General features: G+C 70.4%; 24 protein-coding genes. 14 read left to right on the top strand and 10 right to left on the bottom strand.

What is annotated here, in order from left to right; translation table 11 throughout:
• Positions 1-58: 58 nt before the first annotated feature.
• The 5 genes from JJ683_RS03750 (at position 59) to JJ683_RS03730 (ending at position 5,499) form a co-directional block, all read left to right on the top strand.
• Positions 59-1,573, top strand: a complete 1,515-nt coding sequence (locus JJ683_RS03750) for an MFS transporter (protein WP_200171357.1) — start codon at positions 59-61, stop codon at positions 1,571-1,573.
• Positions 1,574-1,715: 142 nt separating this feature from the next.
• Positions 1,716-2,327: an FKBP-type peptidyl-prolyl cis-trans isomerase gene (locus tag JJ683_RS03745; RefSeq protein WP_200171355.1), complete on the top strand. Its 612-nt coding sequence runs from the start codon at positions 1,716-1,718 to the stop codon at positions 2,325-2,327.
• 85 nt (positions 2,328-2,412) lie between these two features.
• Positions 2,413-3,342 (top strand): LLM class F420-dependent oxidoreductase, encoded by a 930-nt coding sequence (locus JJ683_RS03740; RefSeq protein ID WP_200171354.1) that lies wholly within the window; start codon positions 2,413-2,415, stop codon positions 3,340-3,342.
• Positions 3,339-3,818, top strand: coding sequence for a nuclear transport factor 2 family protein (locus tag JJ683_RS03735; protein ID WP_207279907.1), 480 nt, complete (start codon positions 3,339-3,341; stop codon positions 3,816-3,818). Before JJ683_RS03740 ends, JJ683_RS03735 begins: the two co-directional genes overlap by 4 nt.
• Before the next feature lie 127 nt (positions 3,819-3,945).
• The gene (locus JJ683_RS03730) at positions 3,946-5,499 is read left to right on the top strand and encodes an endoglycoceramidase I (protein WP_200171353.1); all 1,554 of its coding nucleotides are present in this window, start codon (positions 3,946-3,948) and stop codon (positions 5,497-5,499) included.
• Positions 5,500-5,549: 50 nt separating this feature from the next.
• Here JJ683_RS03730 and JJ683_RS03725 read toward each other — a convergent pair whose 3' ends face one another.
• The 6 genes from JJ683_RS03725 to JJ683_RS03700 form a co-directional block, all read right to left on the bottom strand.
• Positions 5,550-5,774 (bottom strand): hypothetical protein, encoded by a 225-nt coding sequence (locus JJ683_RS03725; RefSeq protein WP_207279923.1) that lies wholly within the window; start codon positions 5,772-5,774, stop codon positions 5,550-5,552.
• A 40-nt stretch (positions 5,775-5,814) separates the two neighbouring features.
• A complete protein-coding gene (locus JJ683_RS03720; RefSeq protein WP_307810672.1) occupies positions 5,815-6,627 on the bottom strand; it encodes a carbohydrate ABC transporter permease in 813 nt (270 codons plus the stop codon).
• A gap of 164 nt (positions 6,628-6,791) precedes the next feature.
• Positions 6,792-7,889, bottom strand: a complete 1,098-nt coding sequence (locus tag JJ683_RS03715; protein WP_200171352.1) for a carbohydrate ABC transporter permease — start codon at positions 7,887-7,889, stop codon at positions 6,792-6,794.
• A 55-nt stretch (positions 7,890-7,944) separates the two neighbouring features.
• Positions 7,945-9,234 carry an ABC transporter substrate-binding protein gene (locus JJ683_RS03710; RefSeq protein ID WP_200171351.1) on the bottom strand — a complete coding sequence of 430 codons (1,290 nt, stop codon included), beginning with the start codon at positions 9,232-9,234 and terminating at the stop codon, positions 7,945-7,947.
• A 157-nt stretch (positions 9,235-9,391) separates the two neighbouring features.
• A complete protein-coding gene (locus tag JJ683_RS03705) occupies positions 9,392-10,555 on the bottom strand; it encodes an ABC transporter ATP-binding protein (RefSeq protein ID WP_200171408.1) in 1,164 nt (387 codons plus the stop codon).
• A gap of 91 nt (positions 10,556-10,646) precedes the next feature.
• Positions 10,647-11,465: a helix-turn-helix domain-containing protein gene (locus JJ683_RS03700; protein ID WP_200171350.1), complete on the bottom strand. Its 819-nt coding sequence runs from the start codon at positions 11,463-11,465 to the stop codon at positions 10,647-10,649.
• Between the two features lie 130 nt (positions 11,466-11,595).
• On the opposite strand from JJ683_RS03700, the gene JJ683_RS03695 reads away from it, so the two are divergent.
• The 3 genes from JJ683_RS03695 to JJ683_RS03685 all read left to right on the top strand — a co-directional run bounded on the left by JJ683_RS03695 (position 11,596) and on the right by JJ683_RS03685 (position 15,016).
• Positions 11,596-11,997 carry a PaaI family thioesterase gene (locus JJ683_RS03695; RefSeq protein WP_242474374.1) on the top strand — a complete coding sequence of 134 codons (402 nt, stop codon included), beginning with the start codon at positions 11,596-11,598 and terminating at the stop codon, positions 11,995-11,997.
• Between the two features lie 124 nt (positions 11,998-12,121).
• Positions 12,122-14,074 carry an arabinofuranosyltransferase gene (locus JJ683_RS03690; protein ID WP_200171347.1) on the top strand — a complete coding sequence of 651 codons (1,953 nt, stop codon included), beginning with the start codon at positions 12,122-12,124 and terminating at the stop codon, positions 14,072-14,074.
• A gap of 132 nt (positions 14,075-14,206) precedes the next feature.
• A complete protein-coding gene (locus JJ683_RS03685; RefSeq protein ID WP_200171345.1) occupies positions 14,207-15,016 on the top strand; it encodes an LLM class F420-dependent oxidoreductase in 810 nt (269 codons plus the stop codon).
• Positions 15,017-15,133: 117 nt separating this feature from the next.
• Here the strand turns inward: JJ683_RS03685 and JJ683_RS03680 are convergent, their stop codons facing one another.
• Entirely contained in the window at positions 15,134-15,961 is an 828-nt protein-coding gene (locus tag JJ683_RS03680) for an alpha/beta fold hydrolase (RefSeq protein WP_200171343.1), read from the bottom strand.
• Between the two features lie 106 nt (positions 15,962-16,067).
• On the opposite strand from JJ683_RS03680, the gene JJ683_RS03675 reads away from it, so the two are divergent.
• Together JJ683_RS03675 and JJ683_RS03670 are read left to right on the top strand one after the other, a co-directional pair.
• Positions 16,068-16,625, top strand: a complete 558-nt coding sequence (locus tag JJ683_RS03675) for a MarR family winged helix-turn-helix transcriptional regulator (RefSeq protein ID WP_200171341.1) — start codon at positions 16,068-16,070, stop codon at positions 16,623-16,625.
• Positions 16,622-17,977: an MFS transporter gene (locus JJ683_RS03670; protein ID WP_200171339.1), complete on the top strand. Its 1,356-nt coding sequence runs from the start codon at positions 16,622-16,624 to the stop codon at positions 17,975-17,977. Before JJ683_RS03675 ends, JJ683_RS03670 begins: the two co-directional genes overlap by 4 nt.
• A gap of 19 nt (positions 17,978-17,996) precedes the next feature.
• Here JJ683_RS03670 and JJ683_RS03665 read toward each other — a convergent pair whose 3' ends face one another.
• The gene (locus JJ683_RS03665; RefSeq protein ID WP_200171337.1) at positions 17,997-18,551 is read right to left on the bottom strand and encodes a flavin reductase family protein; all 555 of its coding nucleotides are present in this window, start codon (positions 18,549-18,551) and stop codon (positions 17,997-17,999) included.
• Between the two features lie 78 nt (positions 18,552-18,629).
• Between JJ683_RS03665 and JJ683_RS03660 the strand changes: the two genes are divergently transcribed.
• Positions 18,630-19,325 (top strand): SDR family oxidoreductase, encoded by a 696-nt coding sequence (locus JJ683_RS03660; protein ID WP_200171335.1) that lies wholly within the window; start codon positions 18,630-18,632, stop codon positions 19,323-19,325.
• Between the two features lie 124 nt (positions 19,326-19,449).
• Here the strand turns inward: JJ683_RS03660 and JJ683_RS03655 are convergent, their stop codons facing one another.
• Positions 19,450-20,058 (bottom strand): TetR/AcrR family transcriptional regulator, encoded by a 609-nt coding sequence (locus JJ683_RS03655; RefSeq protein WP_200171333.1) that lies wholly within the window; start codon positions 20,056-20,058, stop codon positions 19,450-19,452.
• A 238-nt stretch (positions 20,059-20,296) separates the two neighbouring features.
• Here JJ683_RS03655 and JJ683_RS03650 point away from each other — a divergent pair, with 238 nt between their 5' ends.
• Positions 20,297-21,229 (top strand): metal-dependent hydrolase, encoded by a 933-nt coding sequence (locus tag JJ683_RS03650; protein ID WP_200171332.1) that lies wholly within the window; start codon positions 20,297-20,299, stop codon positions 21,227-21,229.
• A gap of 36 nt (positions 21,230-21,265) precedes the next feature.
• Positions 21,266-22,477 carry a hypothetical protein gene (locus JJ683_RS03645; RefSeq protein WP_200171330.1) on the top strand — a complete coding sequence of 404 codons (1,212 nt, stop codon included), beginning with the start codon at positions 21,266-21,268 and terminating at the stop codon, positions 22,475-22,477.
• Between the two features lie 11 nt (positions 22,478-22,488).
• Here the strand turns inward: JJ683_RS03645 and JJ683_RS03640 are convergent, their stop codons facing one another.
• The gene (locus tag JJ683_RS03640) at positions 22,489-22,863 is read right to left on the bottom strand and encodes a nuclear transport factor 2 family protein (protein WP_200171329.1); all 375 of its coding nucleotides are present in this window, start codon (positions 22,861-22,863) and stop codon (positions 22,489-22,491) included.
• Between the two features lie 234 nt (positions 22,864-23,097).
• Here JJ683_RS03640 and JJ683_RS03635 point away from each other — a divergent pair, with 234 nt between their 5' ends.
• Positions 23,098-24,012 carry a DUF5050 domain-containing protein gene (locus JJ683_RS03635; RefSeq protein ID WP_200171328.1) on the top strand — a complete coding sequence of 305 codons (915 nt, stop codon included), beginning with the start codon at positions 23,098-23,100 and terminating at the stop codon, positions 24,010-24,012.
• The last annotated feature ends 18 nt before the right edge of the window (positions 24,013-24,030 follow it).

The raw sequence follows: 24,030 nt of genomic DNA, 5'->3' as shown, positions 1-24,030 counted from the left end.
GCAATGACTTCACCGCACACGCACCCGTCCGACACCCAGGCGGGGCGGGAAGGAAATCATGATCCCGACCACCTCGGCCGCCGCGTCCGGACCGACGGAGGGGAGCGGCTGGTCGCCCCGGCTCGCGTTCTCGCTGTTCTCCATCGTGCTCGTGCTCGAACTGCTCAGCGTCAGCTACTTGATGATCGCGATGGCGCTGCCCGATATCGCCACGCACTTCCAGACCACGCAGGCCGCCTGGCTCATCACCGCGTTCCTGCTGCTCGGTGCGGTCGCCGCCCCGCTCGTCGGCAAACTCGCAGACATCCACGGCAAACGCCGACTGCTCATCGTCTGCCTCGTCATCGCGGCCGTCGGCTCGCTCCTGTCGGCCCTGGCCGGCAGCTATGCGCTCATGATCGCCGGTCGCGCGCTCGCCGGCATGCTCGTGCCGTGCCTGTTCCTGAGCTACTCGCTGATCCGTGACGTGTTCCCGTCGAAGACCGTCCCGCTCGCGGTGAGCATCGCCACCGCCGGCATGGGGCTGATCAGCATCGCCGCCCCGTTCCTCACCGGCTGGTTGATCGACGACTTCGGTTGGCGCAGCATCTTCTGGTTCTTCACCGTCACGCTCGTGGTGCTCGGCGTCCTCATCCTGGTGGGCACCCCCGAGTCCGCCGTCCGGCTGCGCTCGCGCATCGACTTCATCGGCGCAATCCTGCTCGGTGCCGGGATCGCCGGCGTGCTCATCGCCGTCAGCTTCGGCCCCACCTGGGGCTGGGGAGCCGGATCCACCCTCCTGTACCTGTTCGGCGGCCTGGTGCTGCTCGGCGCCTGGCTGGCCTCGTCGCGCACGATCAGCGAGCCGTTGATGCGCCTCGACATCCTGCGGCTGCGCCCGGTGCTGTTCACCGTGGCCGCCGCCGGCGCCGTCTACGGCGCGACCAGCGTCTACTCCACGATCCTGCCGAGCATGGCGATGACGCCGTCGGAACTGGGCCTCGGCTACGGCTTCGGCGTGGACGCCGAGGGCTTCGCGATCTTCCAGGTGCCCATCGGCGCGCTGACGATGGTGGGCGGCATCGTGGTGGGAATGCTGTGCGGCCGCGGCGTCGCGGCGCGCACGCTGCTGCTCAACGGGTCGGCGCTCCTCATCGTCGGCGGCACGCTCACAGCGCTCGCCAACGACGACAAGGGCCTGCTGCTGCTGTGGGGCGCGGTGTTCGGCCTGGGCACCGGCCTCGGCTACGCCGCCATCCCCAACCTGGTGATCAAGGCGGCCCCGCCCGAGCTGCAGGCCTCGACTGCGAGCATGACCGGCGTGTCGCAGAGCCTCGTCGCGTCGATCACCCCTGTGATCGCCTACACCGTCATGAACAACTCGTTCATGGCGCCGATCGACCCGCAGCTGACGGGAGGGGCCGTGGTGTACACCGAGGGCGGATATGTCGCCGCCTTCTTCGTGGCCGCCGGGGCGGGCCTCCTCGCCTTGGTGATGGCGCTCGGCATCCCGCGCCGGTTCACTCGATTCGCCGCCTACCGCGCGCCGGCCGCCGAGGGGTCCGATCCGGTCGCCGTCCCGGCCGCGGGCTGACCGGCACGTCACGACCGGTCGCTAGACCGTCCGCGAAACACCACCGTCACGCCGTCCGACGGCCGTGTGCCGCCCCCCGCGGCGTACGGCCGTCGCGGTGCGGTGGGCGGATGCTGTGCCGCGATCACTACAGTGGGCGGTCGTGAAGACCCCGAAGGCGTTCATCCTCGTCCCCGCCGCCGCGTGCGCGCTGCTCCTCGCCGGCTGCTCCTCGTCCACCGACACCGCCGCCGACACCACGACCGCGCCGGCCGCGACCGCGACCACGCAGGCCGGCGCGCAGGAGTCGAGCGCCCCCACCTGCCCATCCGATCCCGCGCCGGCCGACGCCCCGGTCCAGTGGCAGCTCGACGGCGCCACCGGCGCGATCTCGGTGACGGGCCAGACCGATTCCACGGCCCCCGGCATCACTGTCGACACGCCGTTCACCGTCGACCGGACGCAGGTCGAGACCCTCGAGAAGGGCGACGGACCGCAGGTGACCGCCCAGTCCACCGTGCTGGTCTGCTATGTGGGCGTCGACGGGCGCGACGGGTCCGTGTTCGACAGCGCCTACCAGCGCGGCAAGCCCGCCGCGTTCCCCGCCTCCGGCGTAGTGCCCGGGTTCCGGCAGGCCCTCGTGGGCCAGACGGTCGGCTCGTCCGTGGCGGTGGCGATCCCGCCCGCCGACGGTTACCCGCAGGGCACGCCCGACGGGGCGATCCAGGCCGGCGATTCGATCGTCTTCGCGCTGAAGATCCTCGCCGCTCGGTAGTCCGGCGCGGGGGCAGCGCGGAAGCGTTCCGGCACCCGGGAGACGCGGTGCACACGACGCGCCGCCCGGCGTTAGCGTGCAGATCATGCGTTATGCCGTGATGGTGCCCACCGAAACCGGGCGCGCCGCCGACCCCGATTGGATCGCCACCTATGCCCGGCACGCCGAGGCCTGCGGCTTCGAGTCGATCGTCGCCGTCGAGCACGCCGTCGTCGTGTCGCGGTACTCGAGCGAGTACCCCTACGCCGCCTCGGGCCGTATGGAATTGGCCGATGATTGCCCCATTCCGGACCCCCTCGACCTGCTCGCCTACCTGGCCGGATGCACGGAGACCCTGGGCCTGGCCACCGGGGTGCTCATCCTGCCGAACCACCACCCCGTGCCGCTGGCCAAGCGGCTGGCCACCATCGACCGGCTCTCCGGCGGCCGCCTGCGCGTGTGCGCGGGAGTGGGCTGGATGCGCGAGGAGATCGAGGCGTGCGGCACGGACTTCGGCACGCGCGGGCGCCGCGCCGACGAATCCATCGACGTGCTCCGGGCGCTGTGGGCGGACACCGCCGCCGAAGGCGCTGTGCACGACGGCGAGTTCTTCCGTTTCAGCGGTGCGATGTCCTACCCCAAGCCGGTGCGGCCGGGCGGTATCCCCATCCACATCGGCGGCCACTCGAAGCCCGCGGCGCGCCGTGCGGGGCGGCGCGGCGACGGATTCCAGCCGCTCGGCCTACACGGCGACGCACTGCAGCAGGCTCTGGCGGAGATGCGCCGGGCCGCCGAGGACGCGGGCCGCGATCCGGATGCCGTCGAGCTCACCCTGGGGCACGCGGTGACGAAGATCGATCCGGCACGGACCGCGAAGCTCAGGGTGGCCGGCGCTTCGCGCATCGTCCTCGCCGGCAGCGGTGCCACCGACCTGCAGCAGCAGTGTGACGAGCTGTCCGCCTGCGCCGAACGGCTGGGCCTCGCAGCGCCGACGACGCCCACGACCGCGAACCCGGCGACGGGAGCTGCGCGATGACGGAGCCGTCCCCGGCCGACCACATCACTCTGGCGGACAGGATCGCGCTGGGCGACCTGGTCCACCGGTACGCGGCGCTGGTCGACGACGGTGACTTCACCGCGCTCGGCGCACTGTTCACCGCCGACGCGGTCCTGCGCCAGCCGCGGCCGCCGAAGGAGACGGCGCCGGTCGACGTGGTCGGCGGGCGCGAGGCGATCGTCCGGAACTTCGCCCGCCTCGACGGCCTGCGCGCGACGCAGCACGCGATGGTGGGCACTGTGTTCACCGCAGGACCCCCCGGGCAGGCGTGGGGGCGCGTCGCGTGCATCGCCCACCATGTCTCCGGCCCCGACGAGCGGCTGGTGGACCACGCCTGGCACCTGACATACGAGGACTCCTACAGACGAGCAGACGATGCGTGGCTGATCGCCGGGCGCACTCTGCGACTCGGCTGGATCGAGAAGCGCACGGTGGGCGTCCTGCGGCCGCGCTGATTGTGACTACTCACAGCCTCGGCGGAAAGCACTGTGATGCGCGCCATTCTGGACTAATGTCCATGTGCACGAGGCGCCCCGGCGGGCGATCGGCACCGGGGCAGTAGCGCGCACACCAGGGGGCAGTATGGGCGTCCATCGTTCGTCGACGGCCCGTGCAGGGCGCCGCGGCGCAGCACCGGTGCAGTACGCCCTGCGCCGGCTGGCCGCGCTGGCGTGCGCCGTCACCATCGGACTGGGCACGGCCCTCGCCACCGCGGCTTCCGCGGCACCTGCAGGAACGTCGGTGGGCCTCCGCACCGGGCCGCTGCACACCGACGGGACCCGCATCGTCGACGAATACGGGCGCACCATCCTCATGCACGGCGTGAACAACGTCGACAAGGGCGGCTCGGGCGGGCAAGCGCGGGAGCTGGTGGTGTCCGGCGACGGATTCACGATCACGCCCCGCGATGCCGAGCTCCTCGCCGGATACGGTTTCAACGCCGTGCGCCTGGGGGTCTCTTTCGCCGGGCTCATGCCGGAGCGCGGCCGCATCGACCACGCGTACATCGGCCGCGTCGTCGGCATGGTCGACATGCTCGCGGCGCACGGGATCCGCACCCTGCTCGACAACCACCAGGACGGCCTGTCCCCGGTGTGGGGCGGCAACGGGTTCCCCCCGTGGTCCATCGAAGCACGGCCGCCGCCCGGCGAGCCGAACCCGGGCTTCCCCTTGTACTACTTGATGCCGAGCATGAACGTCGGCTGGGACGAAGTGTGGAACAACGACCACGAGGTGCTCGACCGGCTCGGTGACGCGCTGGGCGCGCTCGCCGGGGCGGTGCGCGGGCACGACGGCGCCATGGGCATCGAACTGCTCAACGAGCCGTGGCCCGGCACAAGCGCGCCCACCTGCTTCCCCGTGGGCTGCCCCGGATTCGACGGCCGCTACCAGGCGGCACTTGAATCTCTGACTGCCGCCGTGCGGGCGCGGAACCCGGACATCCCCGTTTACTGGGAGCCCAACGTCACCTGGAACCAGCTGATGCCGTCCAAGTTGGGGACCGAGCGGCCGATCACCGACACCGGCATCGTCTTCGCCCCGCACGACTACTGCGTCCCCAGCCAGACGTCGATCTACCTGGGGCAATCCACGGAACTGGCGAGCCTGTGCCCCGCGCAGCAGGATCACACGTGGGCGAACATCGACGCCTTCACCGCGCGCACGGGGCTGCCCACCGTGGTCACCGAGTTCGGCGACGGCGACCCCGCCGTGCTGGGGAACACCTTGCGCAACGCCGACGAGCGCTTCGCCGGATGGTTCTACTGGCACTACAGCTCCACGCGCGGGGCCGACTACACCGAGCCGGACCCGTTCGCCGCGGCCCACGCTCCGGGGCAGCCCTCCATCGGCCGGCACCTGGTGCGCACCTATCCGCAGGCGACGGCGGGCACGCCGGTGACCATGGACTTCGACATCGAATCCGGCGCATTCAGCTACACCTACGAGCCCGGCGCACGCGCTCAGGAGCCGGGGCCCGCCGGCGAGACGCTGATCTACGTCTCCGCCCTGCATTACCCGGACGGCTACGTGGCCGAGGTGGACGGCGGGTCCGTCACCTCGGCGCCCGGGGGCCGCTACCTCACCGTCCGCGCCGACGGGTCCGATCCGGTGACGGTGCGCGTGCACGGACGGTGAGTGGCGCGGGGCGGGCGCCGGGGTGACCGGCGCGGGGCGGGCACCGGCCGTCAGGACCGCAGTCGCTCGCGGAGCGCCCACCCCGTCAACGCCAGCAGCACCAGCAGGATCAGGGATGCGAGCATGCTCGGCCCGCCGATGACGATCGCCCGAACCGCCGCGACGACGGTGACCACCAGAAAGAAGCCGAGGAAGCCCAGCACCGCCTCGAGCCGCTGGCCGCGCCGCCGACGTGCCCGCTCCACCTCGGTGGGCCGGCGATCCGCGCCTGTCACCGCGGTTCCTCGCGCGTCGCCGGCCTCCCCGCGCCGTCCGTCACGACTTCACCCCGCCCGCGGTTAGTCCGGAGACGATCCGCCGCTGGAAGAGGAGCACCATGATCACCAGCGGGATAGTCACCAGGGTGCCCGCCGCCATGATCGCCGCGTAGGGGATGGTGAACGAGTTCGGCCCGTGGAAAAGTGCGATGGCCACCGTCACCGGCCGCGTCGATTCGTTCGAGAGCTGGCTGGCCAGCATGTACTCGTTCCAGGTGAAGATGAACGCCAGGATCGCCGTAGTGAACAAGGCGGGCGCGGCCAGCGGCAGCAGCACCATGCGGAAGGCCTGCAGCCGGGTGGCCCCGTCCACGCGCGCCGCCTCCTCGAGCTCCCACGGCAGGTCCGACAGGAACGAGGTGAGCGTGTAGATGGTCAGCGGCAGAACGAACGAGATGTTCGGGATGATCAGCGCCTGATACTGCCCGATCCAGCCGATGTCGCCGAACAGCTGGAACAGCGGCGTCACCAGCGCCACCGGCGGGAACATCGCGGCACCCAGGATGACGCCGGTGAGAAGGAACTTTCCGCGGAACTCCATGCGGGCGAGCGCGTATGCGGTGAAGATGCCGATGAGCAGCGCGACGACGGTGGTGACGCCACCGATGATGAGGCTGTTGACGATAGCGCCCAGGAAGTTGTTGCCGCTGGAGGTGTCGAGCGCATCGCCGAAGTTCTGCAGAGTCAGGTGGGTTGGCCACGGCGTCGTGTCGTAGGTGTGCGACCGCTCGCGGAAGGCGACGACCACCATCCAGTAGAACGGCGCGAGCCCCCACACGAGGATCACCGCCACGCCCAGATAGGTGCGCACGGTCGGCCACCAGGGACGGCGGTGCGTCGTCGGGCCGGGTGAGGATTCCCGCGGGCGCTCGGCGACGCGCACGCCGCCGCCCGCCACGCCCGCCGGACCGTCTTCGGGTCCCTGCGCTCGGTCCGGGCCGGTGTCCTCGTCGGGCGCGCGGTGCCGTCCTGCCGTCACAGTGCGCCTCCCTTGCGTTGCTCGTCCTGCGTTCTGACGGCGTTGGCCCCCAGGAACTTCACCAGGATGAATGCGACGATGAAGATGATGATGAAGACGAGCGTCGACAACGCGGAGGCGCTGTTGAAGTTGCCTTGCCGCATGTCGGCGGTGACGAGGATCGACATCGTGGTGGTGGGGGAGGCGCCCGAGTCGCCGGTGAGGATCGCGGGCAGGTCGTACATGCGCAGCGCGTCCATGGTTCGGAAGAGCACCGCCACCATCAGGGCGGGCTTGACCAGCGGCAGCGTGATCCGCGTGAACCGCTGCCACGCGGAGGCGCCGTCCACGCGCGCCGCCTCGTAGAGCTCGTTGGGGATCATCTGCAGCCCTGCCAGGATGAGCAGCGCCATGAATGGCGTCGTCTTCCACACGTCGGCGATGATGACCGCAAACCGCGATGCCCACGGATCGGTGGTCCACGCGATCGGGTGGCCGATGATCTTGTTGGCGATGCCGTCGGGCGCGAAGATGAACGCCCACAGCTTGGCGGTGACCGCGGTGGGGATCGCCCATGGGATGAGCACCGCCGCGCGCAGCAGCGAGCGGCCCAGGAACGAGCGGCCCATGACCGTCGCCATCCAGATGCCCAACACCGTCTCCACCGAGACGGTGATGACGGCGAAGAAGAAGGTGATCCCGACGGCCGGCCAGAAATCGTGGCCCAGCGTGCCGGGGACGCAAGACCACGCGCCGCTGCCGCAGTCGCCCAGCAGCCACATCTTGTAGTTGGACAGCCCGGCGAAGCCGCCCTGGACGAACATGCCGGTATCCGGGTCGAGGCCCTTGTCCTGCTGGAAGGACATGTAGGCGGCGCGCACCACCGGATATCCGATGATCGCCGCCAGCACCAGCACCGTGGGGCCGACGAACCAGATCAGGCGCCTGTCGAACCGTGCGACACGCGCCCGCAGCCGCCCGAACACGCCGCCGGGGCCGCCGCCGCCGGGAGCATCGCCTCCGGAAGACCGATCAATGTCCGCACGGGCGCCGCGGCCGGAGTCAATGACTCCGGCCGCGGCCCGGGCGTCGTCTGCCTCGGCAGATCCAGCCATCTTCTTCGTCGTCCCCGTTCTCGCCGATCGCCCCGCGCGGGGCGATCCAGGCTGGTTACTGGCCGGCGTTCTTGATCACCGTCGAGATGTCGGTGACGGCCTGATCGATGGACTTGCCCGCGGTCAGCGCCGCGTAGACGTTGTCCCGGATGCCCTTGCTGACCGCCGAGTAGAACGGGGTCACGGGGCGCGGCTTGGCGTTCTCCAGCGCCGTCTTCAGCACCGGCATGTACGGGTACTTCTCCGCCAGGGTCGGGTCGTCGTAGATGGACGCGAGCACCGGGGGGAAGGCGTTCTCAGCGAACGACATCTGGCTGTCGGGGCTCTCCATGAAGCGGATGAAGTCCAGCGCGGTGTTCTTGGCCTTGGAATTGACGTTGATGGCCAGGTTGTAGCCGCCCAGCGTAGACGCGCCCGGGCCGTTCTCCCCGACGATCGGGGCCACCGCGAACTTGCCCTGCACAGCGGACTTCGGCTTGTCGCCGCTGCCGTCGGAGTCCGCGTTGTCGTACATGTACGGCCAGTTGTAGGCGTACATCGCTTCGCCGTTCACGAAGGCGTTGTTGGTGGCTTCCTCGTCGAACCCGTTGGAGCGCTTCGCGATGACGTCGCTGTTGTAGCCGTCGACCAGCGCCGTCAGGCCCGCCTTGGCCTCGGGGGAGTCGACGGTGGGAGTCTTGCCGTCCGGCCCCACGACCGACCCGCCCCAGGAGTTGATGAACTGGGTCGCGTTGACCGTCAGCCCTTCGTAGTTCTTGAGCTGAGTGACCATGCAGTCCACGCCGGCGGTTTTGGCCTTGTCGCAGCTTGCGGTGAGATCATCCCACGTGGCCGGGGCCTGCTCGACGAGGTCGGTCCGGTAGTAGAGCAGCTGGGCGTTGGTGTTCTGCGGGCCCGCGTAGAGCTTGCCGTTGTAGGTGGCGCTCTCCACGGTGGCGGGCAGGAGCTGCGAGGTATCCAGCGCGAGGTCGCCCTCCAGCGGCGCGATCCAGCCGTTGGCGGCGAACTCCGCGGTCCACGTGACGTCCAGGGCCATGACGTCGTAGTCGTCGTTGCCCGCCTGGAGCGACTGGACGAGCTTGTCGTGCTGGCCGTCCGCGTCCGCCGGCAGCTCCTTGAACTCCACCTGCTGATCCGGGTGCGTCTGGTTCCACTTCTCGATCAGCGGCTTGACCTTGTCGGCATCATTCGATCCCATCGCGAAGCTGATGCTGCCGCTGCCGCCGTCGGATCCCTCCCCGGCCGCGGACGACCCGCCCCCGTCGTCGCTGCTCGAGCAGCCGGCGAGTGCGATCGTGGCCGCCGCCGTCACCGCCACGACCGCCCGTGGAATGTAAGAACGCATGGTTCGCCTTTCCCCTTACCGAATTCCGTCGGCGCTAGCATGTCACGTCTGCGCGCGCCTGTCGCCGATTACTGTGACATGACTTACCGGCCGTGGCGAAACCGGCCCGCAGTCGTCCGCAGACGTTCACAGTCGTTCACGAAACGTATCGCGCGCGTCAACCGACCCGCGTCCCGTCCGACGTCGAGAACAGGTGGGCCTCGGCGGGGTCGAAGGCCAGGGCCACCCGGTCCCCGCGCCGCGGCGGGGTGCGCCAGTCCGCCCGGGCCACCATCTGGTGCGCCGATCCGGCCGCGCCGGTCCCCGGCACCGCGCCCGTCCCCGGGACCTCCGCGACCGCGCCCTGCCTCGCGATCGCGCCGGCCACGTCGAGGTGCCCGTACATGTAGGCGTCGGCGCCCAACTCCTCCACCACGTCCACGCTCAGTTCCACCGTGACGCGGTCCCCCGCGCCCTCGGTTCCGACGGTGACGAAATGCTCCGGCCGGATGCCCAGCACCAGCTCGCCACCGGAGCGGTCCGCCACCCCGCGTTCCACCGGCACCACTGCGTCGCCCAGCCGCAGGCCTCCGTCGACGACGGGGAGGCGCAACAGGTTCATCGCCGGCGAGCCGATGAAGCCGGCCACGAACTCGTTGACAGGCCTGTTGTAGAGCTGTCGGGGCGGGGCGCACTGTTGCAGGACGCCGTCGCGCAGCACCGCCACCCGGTCGCCCATCGTCATGGCCTCCACCTGGTCGTGGGTCACGTAGACCATCGTGGTGGCGAGGCGGCGCTGCAGGTCGGCGATCTGCGCACGGGTCTGCACGCGCAGCTTGGCGTCGAGGTTGGACAGCGGCTCGTCCATGAGGAAGACCTGCGGCTGGCGCACGATCGCCCGGCCCATCGCCACACGCTGCCGTTGCCCGCCCGAGAGCGCCTTGGGTTTGCGGCCCAGGAACTCGGTGAGCCCCAGCAGCTCGGCGGTCTCGGCCACGCGCCGGGTGATCTCGGCCTTCGGGGTCTTCGCCAGCTTGAGCCCGAAGCCCATGTTCTCGGCCACCGACATGTGCGGGTACAGCGCGTAGTTCTGGAACACCATCGCGACGTCGCGGTCCTTGGGCTGCAGACCGGTGACGTCGCGGTCGCCGATGCTGATGCCGCCGGCGCTCACGTGCTCGAGCCCCGCCAGCATGCGCAGCGAGGTGGACTTGCCGCAGCCGGACGGCCCGACGAGCACCAGCAGCTCGCCGTCGATGATCTCGAGGTCGAGTGCGTCGACGGCCGGGCGCTCCGAGCCCGGGAAGATGCACGACGCGCGCGCATAGGTCACTGAGGCCATGAGGGCGGTTCCCTTCACCGGCAGGAACGTGCCGGACGATCCGGGTAGAGGGTTGCGCCAGAACGCTAGCAGCACCGGACCAGCCACCCGCTCAACCCGTGAACACCCGGGCCGTCTCCGCGTCCGCCGGATAGAACGATTCGATGGCGAGCTCGGACACCGTCACGTCGAGCGGGGTGCCGAACACCGTGGTGACGCTGAGCAGCGACAGCACGCCCACGTCGGTGCGCAGGCGCAGCGGCACGATGATCCCGTCCTCCGCTCCGCCGGCATCCGCTCCGCCGTTGCCCGCGGCCGTGCCGGCACCGCCCGGGCACGGGTATCCGCGCAGTTCGGCACGCAGCCGTTCCAGCCCCGTGTCGGCGGAGGCCTCGATCTCCTGGCCCAGTCGGCGCAGCAGGTGCGCCCGCCACTGGGCCAGGTTCTCGATGCGCGGGGCGAGGCCGTCCGGGTGCAGGCTCAGCCGCAGCACGTTGACCGGCGGCTCCAGCAGCGACGGGTCGGCGACGCCGGCCAGCAGCGGGGTCAGCGCGCCGTTGGCGTCGACGAGATCCCATCCGCGGTCCACCACGAGAGCCGGATACGGCTCGTGGAACTTGAGGATGTGGGCGATGGCGTCGCACACCGCCGCCATCGGCGGGTCGGCGAGCCCGTGCTCCCGGTAGGCGGGGGCGAACCCGCCCGCCAACAGCAGCGTGTTGCGTTCGCGCAGCGGCACTTCGAGTGCCTCGCACAGCGTGACGATCATCGGCGCCGTGGGACTCGACCGGCCGGTTTCGACGAAGCTGACGTGCCGGGTGGACACCTCGGCCCGTAGCGCCAGGTCCATCTGCGTGAGGCCTCTGCGCAGCCGCCAGCGGTGCAGCAGGGCGCCCACCGTATCCGTGCCGTGCCGGGCGGTCTGCGTCATGGTGCCGACGGTATGCCGCGGCGCGTCCGCCCGCCATGACCTCCGAGGTAATCGCTGCGGTGATCTCCGCGCGGCAGAATCGGACTCGGCCGCCGGACGTCGGCGGGGCACCATCACCGAGGAGGACGCCATGGCGGACACGCTGACCGACGAGCAGTGGCGCGGGCTCATGCCGCTCGCCAAGCACCTGCGCCTGGAGCTGATGGAGGCGTCGCCGGAGCGGGTCGTGGCCAGGGTGCGGCACGCCCCGGAGCTGTGCACGGCCGGCGGAATCCTGCACGGCGGCACCATCATGGCGCTCGCCGACAGCGCCGGGGCCGTCGCGGCCTTCCTCAACCTGCGTGAGGGCGCCGGAACGTCCACCACCTCGTCGAACACTGTGTTCCTGCGCGGCGTTGCCGGCGGCACCGTCACCGCGACGGCGCGCCCGCTGCACGTGGGGCGCAGGACGATCGCCGTCGTCGTCGAGCTGGTGGACGATGACGGGCGTCCGGTCGCCCAGGTCACCCAGTCGCAGGCGGTGCTCACCTGAGCGCACCGCCGGATGCGTTCGGGGCGGATCCGTCCTGCTCATGACCTACCGGGAGGGTCCGCGGGATGCCGCCGCGCGGTTCCCCCGGACCGGAGCCGTCGACACTCTGGCTACGCTCGTCACCGTGCCTTCGACCCACACTCCCCGCGCGCCGGTATACCCGGGGACCGGCCTCGGCCGGTCCGTCGTCGCGCAGATCGTCGGCGCCGCGATCGTGGCCGCGGCGGTGAGCATCGGCTACCAGGCCGCCTACCGGCGCCTGCGTTTCCCGATGCCGTCGGAGGTGCCGACGGTCGTCGCATCGCTCGTCACCCTCGCGGTCACCGCCTGCCTCGCGGGCACGGTGCTCCTCTGCAGCCGGCACCGCTGCCGCCGCCGCCCGCACCGCGGCTCGGGACGCCTCATCGTCGCGGCCGGGTGGGTGCTGCCGGCGCTGCTGAGCACCGCGATCCAGTCGTGGCTGCTCACCGGCACGAAGTTCTACCTCAACGGGCTCGGCGGCGACCAGCAGTTCCGCACCGCATTCCTCACCCGCATGACCGACTCGCCTGCCCTCGCGGACGCCGTCTACCCCGACCTGCCGCCCTACTATTCGCCGGCCTGGTTCTGGGTGGGCGGACGGCTGGCCGATGCCACCGGGATCCACGCCTGGGAGTTCTACAAGATCTGGTCGATCGTCACCCTGGCGGTGGCGGCGGCGCTGGCCCACGTCCTGTGGGCCCGGGTCGTGCGGCCGTCGACGGCGCTGATCCTGGCGATGGTCACGGCGCTCGTGGGACTGCACACGGCGGCCTATTCCCCGTATTCGTGGATCCTCGTCGCCCTGGCCCCGCCCCTGGCCGTCCTGGCGCTGCGCACGGCGCGCAGGCTGCTCCGTGACGGACGTCTCGACGCCGGGGCGTGCGCGGGGATCGGCGTCTACGTGGGGCTCGCGGCGATCACGCACGCGCTGATCGCGGGCGTGGCCGCCGTGTTCCTCGCAGCCGTGGTCGCGACGGTGGCCCTGCAGGCGCGCGCCCGCACCCACCTGCGCCGGTTCCTGCGCGGCGCCGCGATCGCGGTGGCCTCGGCGCTCCCGTTCGTCGCGGTGGTGTGGGTCCCGTACCTCCTCGCGTCGAGCCCCCTCGAACCGGACAGCACGGCGGCGAAGTTCCTGCCGGAGATCGGCGCCCGCATCCCCACCCCGGTCTTCTACGCGACGCCCCTGGGGGCGCTGTGCGCCGTCGGCCTGGGCTGGCTGGTGGTGCGCGCGCGACGCGACGTGGTCGCGACGGGGCTGACCCTCGCGGTCGGCACCGCACTGCTCTGGTACGCGCTGTCGTTCCTGGCGCCGCTCGTGTCCACCACGCTGCTCGCGTTCCGTCTGGAGCCGCTACTGATACTGGCTCTCTCCTGCGCCGGGGTGCTCGGCATCCGCGACGCGGCCGCGCTCGCCCGGCGGCGGGTGCGCGATCCGTCCCGGCGTGCGCAGGCGGCCGAGCGGGCCCGCGTCGTCACCGCCCTCGTCGGCGCCTTCGCGGTAGCGTCCATGCTGCACGTTTCCTACCAGACGCGCACCGTCGAACCCGCCTGGAACCGGGCCGCACTCAACACCCCGGGGCCGGACGGCGTGATCGCCGAAGGCACCGAGCTGCAGCGCACCGCGGGCGGCCCGTCCGCAGAGGAGATCCACGACGCCATTTCCGCGCTCAGCGGAGGGCGGAAGGCGAGCGACCTGGTTGCGCTCACAGACGACCACTCCCTGCTGGCGTTCTACCCGTACCGGGGCTTCCAGACGGTGACGTCCGCCTATGCGAACCCCAAGGCCGGCTTCGCCGACCGCAACGGGCTCATCCGCGACTGGGCGAAGGCCGGCGACGGGCTGGCCGCTGCGCTCGACGCGTCGCCGGTACGTGCGCCCGACGTGTTCGTGCTCAGCCGCACCCCGCAGGGCTGGGTGTACAGCTTGTCGGTCTCACGCCTGCCCCGCGAACCGGGCGACGTGAGCGAGCCGGCGGTTTTCTCCCCGTCCGCGTTCGACCCGGCGCACTTCGCGGTGCAGGAGGTGGGGCACCTGGTGGTGGCCGTACGGCGGTGACGGTGCGCGCACCCGCCGTCCGCCTGTCACCCCCGCCGAGCGTATGCGCAACCCGCCGGACCCGGCGCGATCGCGGCGGTTTGTGCATACAGTCGTGGTGAACGCACACCCGACACCTTCGGAGGTCAGCCCATGACGGACCGCCCCATCCGCGTCGGCGTGCAGCTCCAGCCGCAGCACGCCCCCCGCTACGGAATGATCCGCGACGCCGTGCTGCGCGCCGAGGACGCCGGTGTGGACATCGCCTTCAACTGGGACCACTTCTTTCCGCTCTACCCGGATGCGCAGGGCCGCATCGACGGCGCGCACTTCGAGTGCTGGACGATGCTGGGCGCGTGGGCCGAGCAGACCGAGCGCATCGAGATCGGTGCGCTGGTCACGGGCGGCGGATACCGCAACCCGGACCTGCTGGCGGACATGGCCCGCACCGTCGACCACATCAGCGGCGGGCGGCTCATCCTCGGCGTCGGCGCGGGCTGGTTCGCCAAGGACTACGAGCAGTACGGCTACGAGTTCGGCACCAAGGGCTCGCGCATCGACCTGCTGGGGGAGAACCTCGACCGCATCGCGGCGCGGCTGCCCCGCCTGGACCCGCCGCCCACACGCAGGATCCCGGTGCTCGTCGGCGGGGGAGGAGTGCGCAAGACGCTCCGGCACGTGGCCCGTCACGCGGACATCTGGCACTCGTTCGCCGACCCGGACGGCTACCCGGAGAAGCTCGACGCCCTGGATCGGCACTGCGCCGGCGTGGGCCGGGACCCGGCGGAGATCGAACGCTCGGTGCCCTGGCCCACCGCCTCGGACGACGGCCACACCCCCGAGCAGCGGGCAGACCAGCTGGTGGCGCAGGGTGCCACGCTGTTCACCGTCGCATCCGGCGGCCCCGACTACGACTTCGGCGAACTCCGGCAGGCGCTGGCCTGGCGGGACTCGCGGGCCTGACTCTGCCCGTCGGTTCGACTCTGCCCGTCGGTTCGACTCTGCCCGTCGGTTCGACTCTGCCCGTCGGTTCGACTCTGCCCGTCGGTTCGACTCTGCCCGTCGGTTCGACTCGCGGCGTCAGCTCGCCGGACGGGCCTGCGCACCCGGTGCGCAGCGCGGCACCGTCGGCCCCGCGCTGCCGGCGAGCAGGATCGACGCCACCAGCTGCGGATTGTCCCACATCGGCACGTGACCGACGCCAGGGATGATCGTCACCTCGGCCTGCGGAAACGCCTGATGCACGCGTTTGGCTTCGTAGCAGGGCAGGACGAGGTCGCGCCTCCCCCACGCCACGGTGACCGGCACGGACGTGTCGACGGGGCGGCTGAACGCGAAGTCCGCGCTGAGCCCGCGGTCGATCACCTTGTTGCTGAGCAGGCTTTCCGCATCAATACGGGCCGTCTCCGCGGGCACACGCCACGGGTGCGACATGAACACGCCCATACCCACCGACTTCCCCACGCGGTTGCTGACGAACGCATCGCGCGTCCCGCCCATCCGTCGCGTGGCCCAACGCAGGGTGCGGAACGTGTTGACCGCGCGCGCCTGGTCGAGCGCGCCGGCGAAGAAGCCTGCAGGGGACAGGCCGGTGGCCGATGCGACCTCGCCGCGCGCGGCCGCCTCGAGCGCGATCCAGCCGCCCAGCGAGTTGCCGGCCACGTGCACCTTCTCCTCGGGCGCGATCTCGCGGAAGAACTCGACGGCGAGGTCGGCCCCGATCTGCAGCGGGTTCGGGCCCTCGGGCATCTCCGGGGAGTCACCGTGCCCGGGCAGGTCGACGGTGACCACCCTGCGGTGCCGGGCGAGCAGGTCGACCACCGGGTCCCACGCGTGGCGCCGATGGATCACGCCGTGCACCAGCACCAGGGTGGGGCCTTCCCCGCGGATATCGTAAGCCAGCTCCATGCTCTTAGTGTGACGCACGTTCACGGCTACCGCAAGGGCGACGGGTGACAGACGCCACGCCGTCTCCGCTTTATGCTCTGGTGATAGTTAGTTAGACTTACTAACTATGTCCGACAAGACGGTGACTGCACAGGCGTCCCAATCGACGGCACCTCGGTTTTCCAGCGACGAGGCCGTGCTGGCCGCCGACCTGCGTCCGGTGCTACTGCGCCTGAACAACCTCGTGCGCCGCCGCGTACCGTCCGTCGAACTCACACCCGCGCAGAGCACGGCGTTGACCACCGTGCTCGACCACGGTCCGCTGCGCATGGGGGAGCTCGCCGAACGCGAGCAGATCCGCATGCCCACCGCCACCGCCATCATCCGGCGCGTGGAGAAACTCGGACTGGTCCAGCGCAGGCCCGATCCCGACGACGGGCGCGCCGTGCTCGTCGAACTCACCGCGTCCGGTCGCGAACGCCTGGGGCACGTGGCCCGCGAGCGCAACGTCCTACTCGCCGCGCTCCTCGAACAGCTCACCGACGGCGACCGCCAGGCGATCGCCGCATCCGTCCCCGCGCTCAACGCCATGCTCGCGCTGGACCTCCCGGGCCCCGCCGGTGCGGGCGACACCGACGGACCCGGCACACCGCATTTCCAGGAAAGCGAGACGCACGCACGATGAGCACCACCCCGCAGGGCGCACCACCAGCCCACGCCGACGAACATCCCGGACTGCTCGATGCGCTCAAGGGCCAGCCCAAGCAGGTCTGGGTCACGGCCTTCGCCGCAGTCATCGCGTTCATGGGCATCGGCCTGGTGGACCCGATCCTCAACACCATCACCGAGGCACTGCACGCCACGCCTTCGCAGACCACCCTGCTGTTCGCGTCCTACCTGGGCGTGCAGGTGTTCGCGATGCTGCTCACCGGGCTGATGAGCTACCGCTTCGGCGCCAAGCGCACCGTAGTCGCCGGGCTGATCCTCATCGTCATCGCCGCCGGGCTGTGCGCCTTCGCCGGCACCATCGAGCAACTCGTGTGGCTGCGAGCCCTCTGGGGCCTGGGCAACGCGTTCTTCATCGCCACGGCGCTGTCGGTGATCGTCGGCGCCGCCACCGGCGGCCAGAAAGGCGCAATCCTCATGTACGAGGCGGCGCTGGGCCTCGGCCTGGCCGTCGGGCCGCTGGCGGGCGCCGTGCTCGGCAGCATCTCGTGGCGCGGGCCGTTCGCCGGCACCGCCATCCTCATGGCCATCGGCGCGCTGCTGTGCGTCATCATGCTCCAGCGCGACGGGGACAAGGCGCACCGCACGCCGATCCGGCTCACCGACCCGCTCCGCGCACTCAAAGACCGGAACCTGCTGATGACGTCCATCGGCTCCGCGTTCTACACGGCAGCGTTCTTCGCCGTGATCGCCTGGGCCCCGTTCGCCCTGGGCAAGGGGGCCTATTACATCGGCTTCGTCTTCTTCGGCTGGGGCGTGTGCGTCGCGATCTCCGGCGTATTCATCGCGCCGCGCGTCTCGGCGAAATTCGGCGAGCGGCACGGTCTCATGGGCGCGGTGTTCCTTTGCGCCGTCGTGCTCGCCATCATCGCAGTCGGCACCGCCGTCGAATCCGAAGCGCTCATCGTCGTCGGCGTCGTCGTCTCCGGCCTGGTGTCCGGCGTCCTCAACACGCTGTTCACCGGCGCGGCGATGAGCTCGGCCGGCACGGTGCGATCCGTGTCCAGCGCCGGCTACAACTTCCTGCGCTGGATGGGCGGCGCCGTCTCCGCCATCCTCGTCGGCCACCTCGCCGAGTGGTTCGGCTCCGGCGACGATCCCGCGATGGCCGCGCCGTTCTGGGCCGGAGCGCTGTGCTGCCTCGTCGCCGTCGGCTTCCTTGCGCTGCGCCCCACAACGCAGCCGCGCGCCGAGCGCGAGCTCGAGGTCCTCGAAGACGAGGTCGCCGCCGAGGGACCCGCGCAAGCGGTCGACGAGGCGGAACTGGAGCCGCACCCAGGCGACACCGATACCGTGCACTCCCGCGCCTGACCCGGCCGCCTGGGAGGCATCAGGTCTGAGCGAACCCGGAGCGCGCCTGCCCGTCCCCCGGCCGGGAAGGCACGAAGCTGCCGTACCCGCCGCGAAAGAACAGCAACGGATCGGCCTGCCGGTGCACCTCCAGCTCGCTGACGCGGGCGATCACGATCGTGTGGTCGCCCGCGTCGTGCTCGAACTCCACCTCGGCCTCGATACGCGCCAGCGTGCCGTGCAGCGCCGGGGCGCCGTTGAGCGCGGGCTCCCAGGCGGTGTCCTCGAACTTCCCCGCTCCGCTCGTGGCGAATCGACGGCACAGCTGCAGCTGTTCGTGCGAGAGCACGTTGACGCAGATCCCGCCCGCGCCGCGCATGAGTGGCCAGCTACGGGAACTTTTGGCGGGGCAGAACGAGACGAAGGGCGGGTCCAGCGACAGCGACGTCACCGACTGGCACGCGAATCCCTGCGGTGCGCCGTAGTGCAGGGCGGTGATCACGGTGACCCCGGTGCAGAAGTTCCCCAGTACACGCCGCAGCTCGTCCTGGTCGATCAGCCGTCGCTGTCCGCCGCCGCGCGCCGCAGTTACCATACGGCCATCGTCCCAGCCCGGACAGCGATCCACATCCCGGACCCGCGGACCGGTACGGCCGCACCTTGGAGGCATCACATGACCAGCACCGACGCCGTCACACGGACCGCGCTGGTCACGGGCGCGTCCAGCGGGCTCGGGGCGGACATCGCGCGCGAGCTCGCCGCCGACCATCGCCTGCTGCTCGGCGGCCGCGACGCGTCGCAGCTGGGCGCGCTGGCGGCCGAACTGCCCGGCGCCGAACAGTGGCGGGTGGATCTCACCTCGGCGACGGCCGTCGCCGAGGCCACTGCACGCATCGACAGGCTCGACGTGCTCGTGCACAGCGCAGGGATCTGCGAACTCGGTTCCGTGGACGAGTCGGACGCCGGGCAGTGGCGACGCACCTTCGAAGCCAATGTGTTCGCCGTCGTCGAGCTCACCCGCGCGCTGCTCCCCGCACTGCGCGCGGCGGGCGGCCACGTGGTGCTCATCAACTCGGGGGCCGGTCTGCGCGCCAACCCCGGGTGGGGCTCCTACGCCGCCAGCAAGTTCGCATTGCGGGCGTTCGGAGACGCGCTCCGCCAGGAAGAGCCGGGGCTGCGCGTGACCTCCGTGCACCCCGGACGCATCGACACCCCCATGCAGCGGGCAATCGTCGCCTCCGAGGGCGCGACGTACAACCCGCGGCGGTTCCTCGCGCCCGCCACCGTCGCCCGCGCCGTCGGCAACGCCGTGCGCACACCCGCGGACGCGCACCCCACCGAGATCGTGCTGCGCCCCACCGGGCGCTGACACGCTGCGACCCGCCCTGCAATCCGCGCACCGCGTGCACAGTTCGAGCGCGCGTTCCAGCGGCTTCGGCGGCAATCGGTGCTCGACCTCGCCGGAGGCCGGATCGGCCAGGACCCGGCCGCCCCTACCGCGCGGGGGTGATCTGCGCCTGCGCGGCGATCGCCGTGCCCATCCACCGGTCCAGATAGCGCCGCAGAACCGCGCGCCCCCAGGCGGGGTCCGCGGGCGACAGGAAGAACGACTGCATGGTCCGCAGCACGAACTCGACGAGCTCCCGCAGCGCCGCGTCATCGTAGCCATGGGCCCCCCAGTCCACGTCGAACCGGCGGATCATCGTCATGCCGAAGCCGATCGCCTCGGGCGCAGTGACCCCCTGCGCATGTTCGCCGGAGAGCATGAGGCCCAGGTGGGGGATCCGGTGGACCTCCTCGAGCGTGTAGAGTACCGCCTCCACCATCGCGCCGGCCGGGTCGGTGAGGCCGTGGACGTGCGCAGTGAGACGGTCGAGGAAGCCGTCGACCGAGGCGATCGCGGCCGCGCGCATGAGCGAGTCGGCGCTGGGGAAGTAGCGGTACACGGTCTGCCGGATCACGCCCAGCCGTTCGGCCACGTCGGCGATGGTGATACCGGACCCGGTCTCAGTGATCAGTGCCACCGCCGCGGCGACGATCCTCTCGGCGGCCTCTTCATCGTTGGCGGGGGGTGCACCGCCCCAGCCTCGTCTGCGCGCCACCAGCCGTGTCCTCGTCTCGCAATGCCCCGTGCCCCGGGGCGCACGGATTCCCTTCACCCCGCACCGCCGCTGGGCGGCCCGGCCGACGCTACCACGCGCCCCACCGCCTACCCCGCGCGAAGACCGCCGGCACCTGACGCGATGCACCCGCCATTGACCATACAGTAATCCGACTGGTTGTATGTTCGTATAACCCCTGCGCGCCGCCGCGCGGCGCCGGACGGCGAGGAGTGTGCCGATGACCGACCTGCAGATGCGCAAGATGCGCTTCGCCTTCGACGAGTACGACGTCCCCTTCAACTGGAACCCCGACAACCCGTCGTTCTCCGCGATGGCCAATGCCGTGTCGTTTTTGGCCATCGGGTTCGAGAAGATGATCGTCAACATGATCCGCGAAGTCATGCCCAGGATCACCGACCCGGACATCGCGGGCGAGGCCACCGCGTTCGTCCGCCAGGAGGGTCAGCACTCGGCCGCCCACCGCCAGCACGCCGCCGCGCTCGTGCGCCGGTACCCGTCGCTGCAGGAGACCCTCGACGGTGTCATCGGTGCCTTCGACAAGCTCGCGGTGGAGACCTCCGCCGACTACCGCCTCGCCTACACCGCGGACCTGGAGGCCACCTTCACCCCGGTGTTCAAGCTGATGCTCGACAACGAAGCGCGGCTGTTCCGTCCGGGCGACGACCGCGTGGCATCGCTGTTCATCTGGCATTTCGTCGAGGAGGTGGAGCACCGCAGCTCCGCGCTGATCATCTTCGACTCGGTGATCGGCAGCGACACCTACCGCATGCGCATGGCGCCATCGATCTTCAAGCACGTGCTCGACGTCATCCGCATCGCCTGCGAGGGATTCAACAAGCATGTGCCGCTGGAGGATCGGCAGGTGGATGCGATGTGCATGTTCGCCAACTACCGACGCCGTCAGCGCCTGTCCAAGCTGATCCCGGGCATGGAGTACGTCGACCGCGGCCCCATGCCACGCGCGTTCACGGCGCTCCCGATGCGCGAGCAGCTCGTCGCGCTCGCCGGCACCGTGCGCAGCCAGCTTCCCCGGCACAACCCCGAGCATGAGAACCTGCCTGCGCTCGCCGACGTGTGGTTCCGCCGCTACGACGACGGCTACGACGTCACGCGCTGGTACACGGCCGGATCCGCCTCCACCGCTTCCTGACCCCGCTCACCGACAGTCCGTTACAGGGAGTTCCGCATGACCGACCACTGTTCGCCGGCCTTCGCCGAACTTGCGCACTCGATGGGATTCTCGTGCGCCGAGACGGGCGGCGTCGTCTCGTTCCGCAGCCCCTTCGGCCTGGAGAACTGGACCCTGCCGGTGCTCGGCACGCTCATCATCGTCGGCTCGGTGCTGGCGCTGCTGTACGCGATCGTCCGGCTGCGCCGCCACGGCGACCCGACCAACCTGGTGCTGTGGTTCGGCGCGCTGTTCTTCCTGTTCATCATCGAGCCGCCCATCTACTTCCCGGCCCATTTCGGCACCGAGGAGTACTTGGGGACGATGTTCGCCCACAACGTGTTCGCGGTCGATTTCTTGTGGGGCCGGCTTCCCCTGTATATCGTGGCGATCTACCCGCTCATGGCCACGATGGCGTTCGAACTTGTGCGGATGCTCGGGGTGTTCCGCCGCTACGGGGTGTTCATCGGCGCGGCATGCGTGGGCTTCGTGCACCACGCGTTCTACGAGATCTTCGACCAGCTCGGGCCGCAGCTGCGCTGGTGGGAGTGGTCGGCGGACAACGAGATCGCCAAACCGTTCCTCGACGCGGTGCCCGTGCCGTCGATCGTGGTGTTCGCGGCGCTCTGGCCGATGTCGCTGGCGCTGTGCGTGCAGTTCTTCGTGGGCCGGCATGTCGACGCCGGCAGGCGTTTCGGCATGCAAAGCACCGACGCCGGCAGGCGTTTCGGCGGGTGGTCGCTGACGGGCCGCACGGTCGTGGTCGGCCTTCTCGCATCGGTGGGCGTGCTCATCCTGCCCATGCCCGCCACCATCATGGGCATCGGCGGCAACGGCTGGCGGGCCGCCGGATACGTGATCGAGCTTGCCGCCATCGCGGTGATCGCGGTCGTGGTGCTCACCCGGCAGTGGCTGCGGCTGCGTCCCGGATCGGGAGCGGGCCTGCTCACCGGGGCCGACTCCGTCCGGCACGACAATCCGTTCATCCGCTTCTACGCCATCGTCTACCTCGTGGTGCTGGCGGTGCTGTGGGCCTCGGCGCTGCCGGACTACATCGCCGCCGTCGACGGGGTCACGGCGAACGGCGATCCGATCGGCAACCTCTGGTACACACTCGCCTGCTTCGCGGTGGCGATCGCCGTCGTCGCCGCCGCCTGGTCGGTGCGGCAGGCGCGGCCGGTGCTCGCCGGCGACGGCCCGGCCGAGCACGCGTTGACGCCGACGAGCTGACCGGCAAGCGCCTACTTGGCGACCATGTCCCCCGGACCCCAGTACGCGCGCATGCTGGTGATCTTCGCGTCGTCGTCGAAGGTCATCACGTCGATCGGCGTGATCTGCACCGTCTGGTCGCCCGCCTCCGTGGTGATGCGGAAGTGGAAGGCCGCGCTGCTGCCGGCGATACGGATCGTGTAGATCTCGCCCGTCTGCTTCATGCCGGCGACCACACTGTAGAACTCGCGGATCGACTCCTCGGTGTCCCGCACGCCGCTGCCCACCGGATCCTCCACCGTGGCGCCCGGGGCGAAGAGGCCGACGATCTCGTCGACGGTGCCTGTGGTGACGGCGGTGATGTAGGACTCGATGGTCTTGCGGACGGCCTCGGGTGCGGGCGCCATGGCTGCTCCTCAACGGTGACGACGGAATGAGAACTCGTTCCACCGGAGCGTACGCGAGGGGCATCGTCGTCCCGCCACCCTCGCTCCCGCCGTGCGGGCGTGTACACGTCAATTCGACCCGTGTCGTAATCGTTATCAAGCGCCCGTCCGGTCTACGCCATTTGGCGGATTCGCTCTCAGCAGGAAGTGCCTATTCTGATCGGGAGGTGTTATTCAACGACGTCAGGATCCGCTATGCGTTCACACCGCCGCTTACGCCGCGCCGCCCGTCTGGCCGCAGCCGCAGCACTCGCCGTCGGAGTCGCCGCGGGCGCGGCCACCGCGGCAGGTGCAGACCCGCTGCCCACCGCACCGTCGCTCATCGCAACCAGCTGGGAGAACAGCACCGTCACCATGATGGGCCTCGACGGCTCCGGCGCCGTGCCGCTCGACGCTACCGGGCTCGACGGGCCGCAGGACGTGGCGATCATCGACGACACGGCATACGTCGCCTCATTCACGAACGGCAATGTCGTCGCCGTGCCCCTGGACGGGTCGCCTGCCCACGTCGTGATTTCGGGTCTGGCAGGACCCGAGGGCATCGCGGCCGCCGGCGGACGCCTCTACGTCGCCGACACCGCCTCCGGGACGATCTTCTCCTCCCTTCCCGATGGAACCGACAGAGAGACCATCGCGACGGGTAACGTCGTCCACACGGGGATCGCGGTGCACGACGGCAGGGTGTACGTCGCCAATACGGATGCCAATGAGATCGTCTCCATGACCACCGCAGGAGAGGATCCGACCGTAATCACGGACCGGATCAACACACCGCGAGATCTCGACGTGGTCGGTGATCGGCTCTTCGTCACCGGGTACCTCGACGGAACCGTGGTCGCGATGCACCTCGACGGTTCCGACCCTCAGAACGTCGCGACCGGCATCGTCGGCCCCACCGGTATCGCTTCGGACGGGGAGTCGCTCTTCGTCACCGCAGATCAGTCCGATCAGATCATCACGATGCACCTCGACGGTTCCGGCAATCGGGTGATCTCCACCGCCGTCGACCACCCCGTCGGCATCGCCGTGTACACGCCGGAGAACCCGGCGTGCACCGGCTCGCTCGCGTCCCTGTGCGGCATGTTCGGCAGCCTGGGCAGCGTCGGCTGACCCGGGCCGGCCCTGCGC

It is taken from the genome of Tomitella cavernea (assembly GCF_016599145.1).
GTDB classification, from domain to species: Bacteria; Actinomycetota; Actinomycetes; order Mycobacteriales; family Mycobacteriaceae; genus Tomitella; species Tomitella cavernae.
Note: the sequence above shows the minus strand (reverse complement) of the source record. Positions and strands in the feature narration are given on the sequence as shown.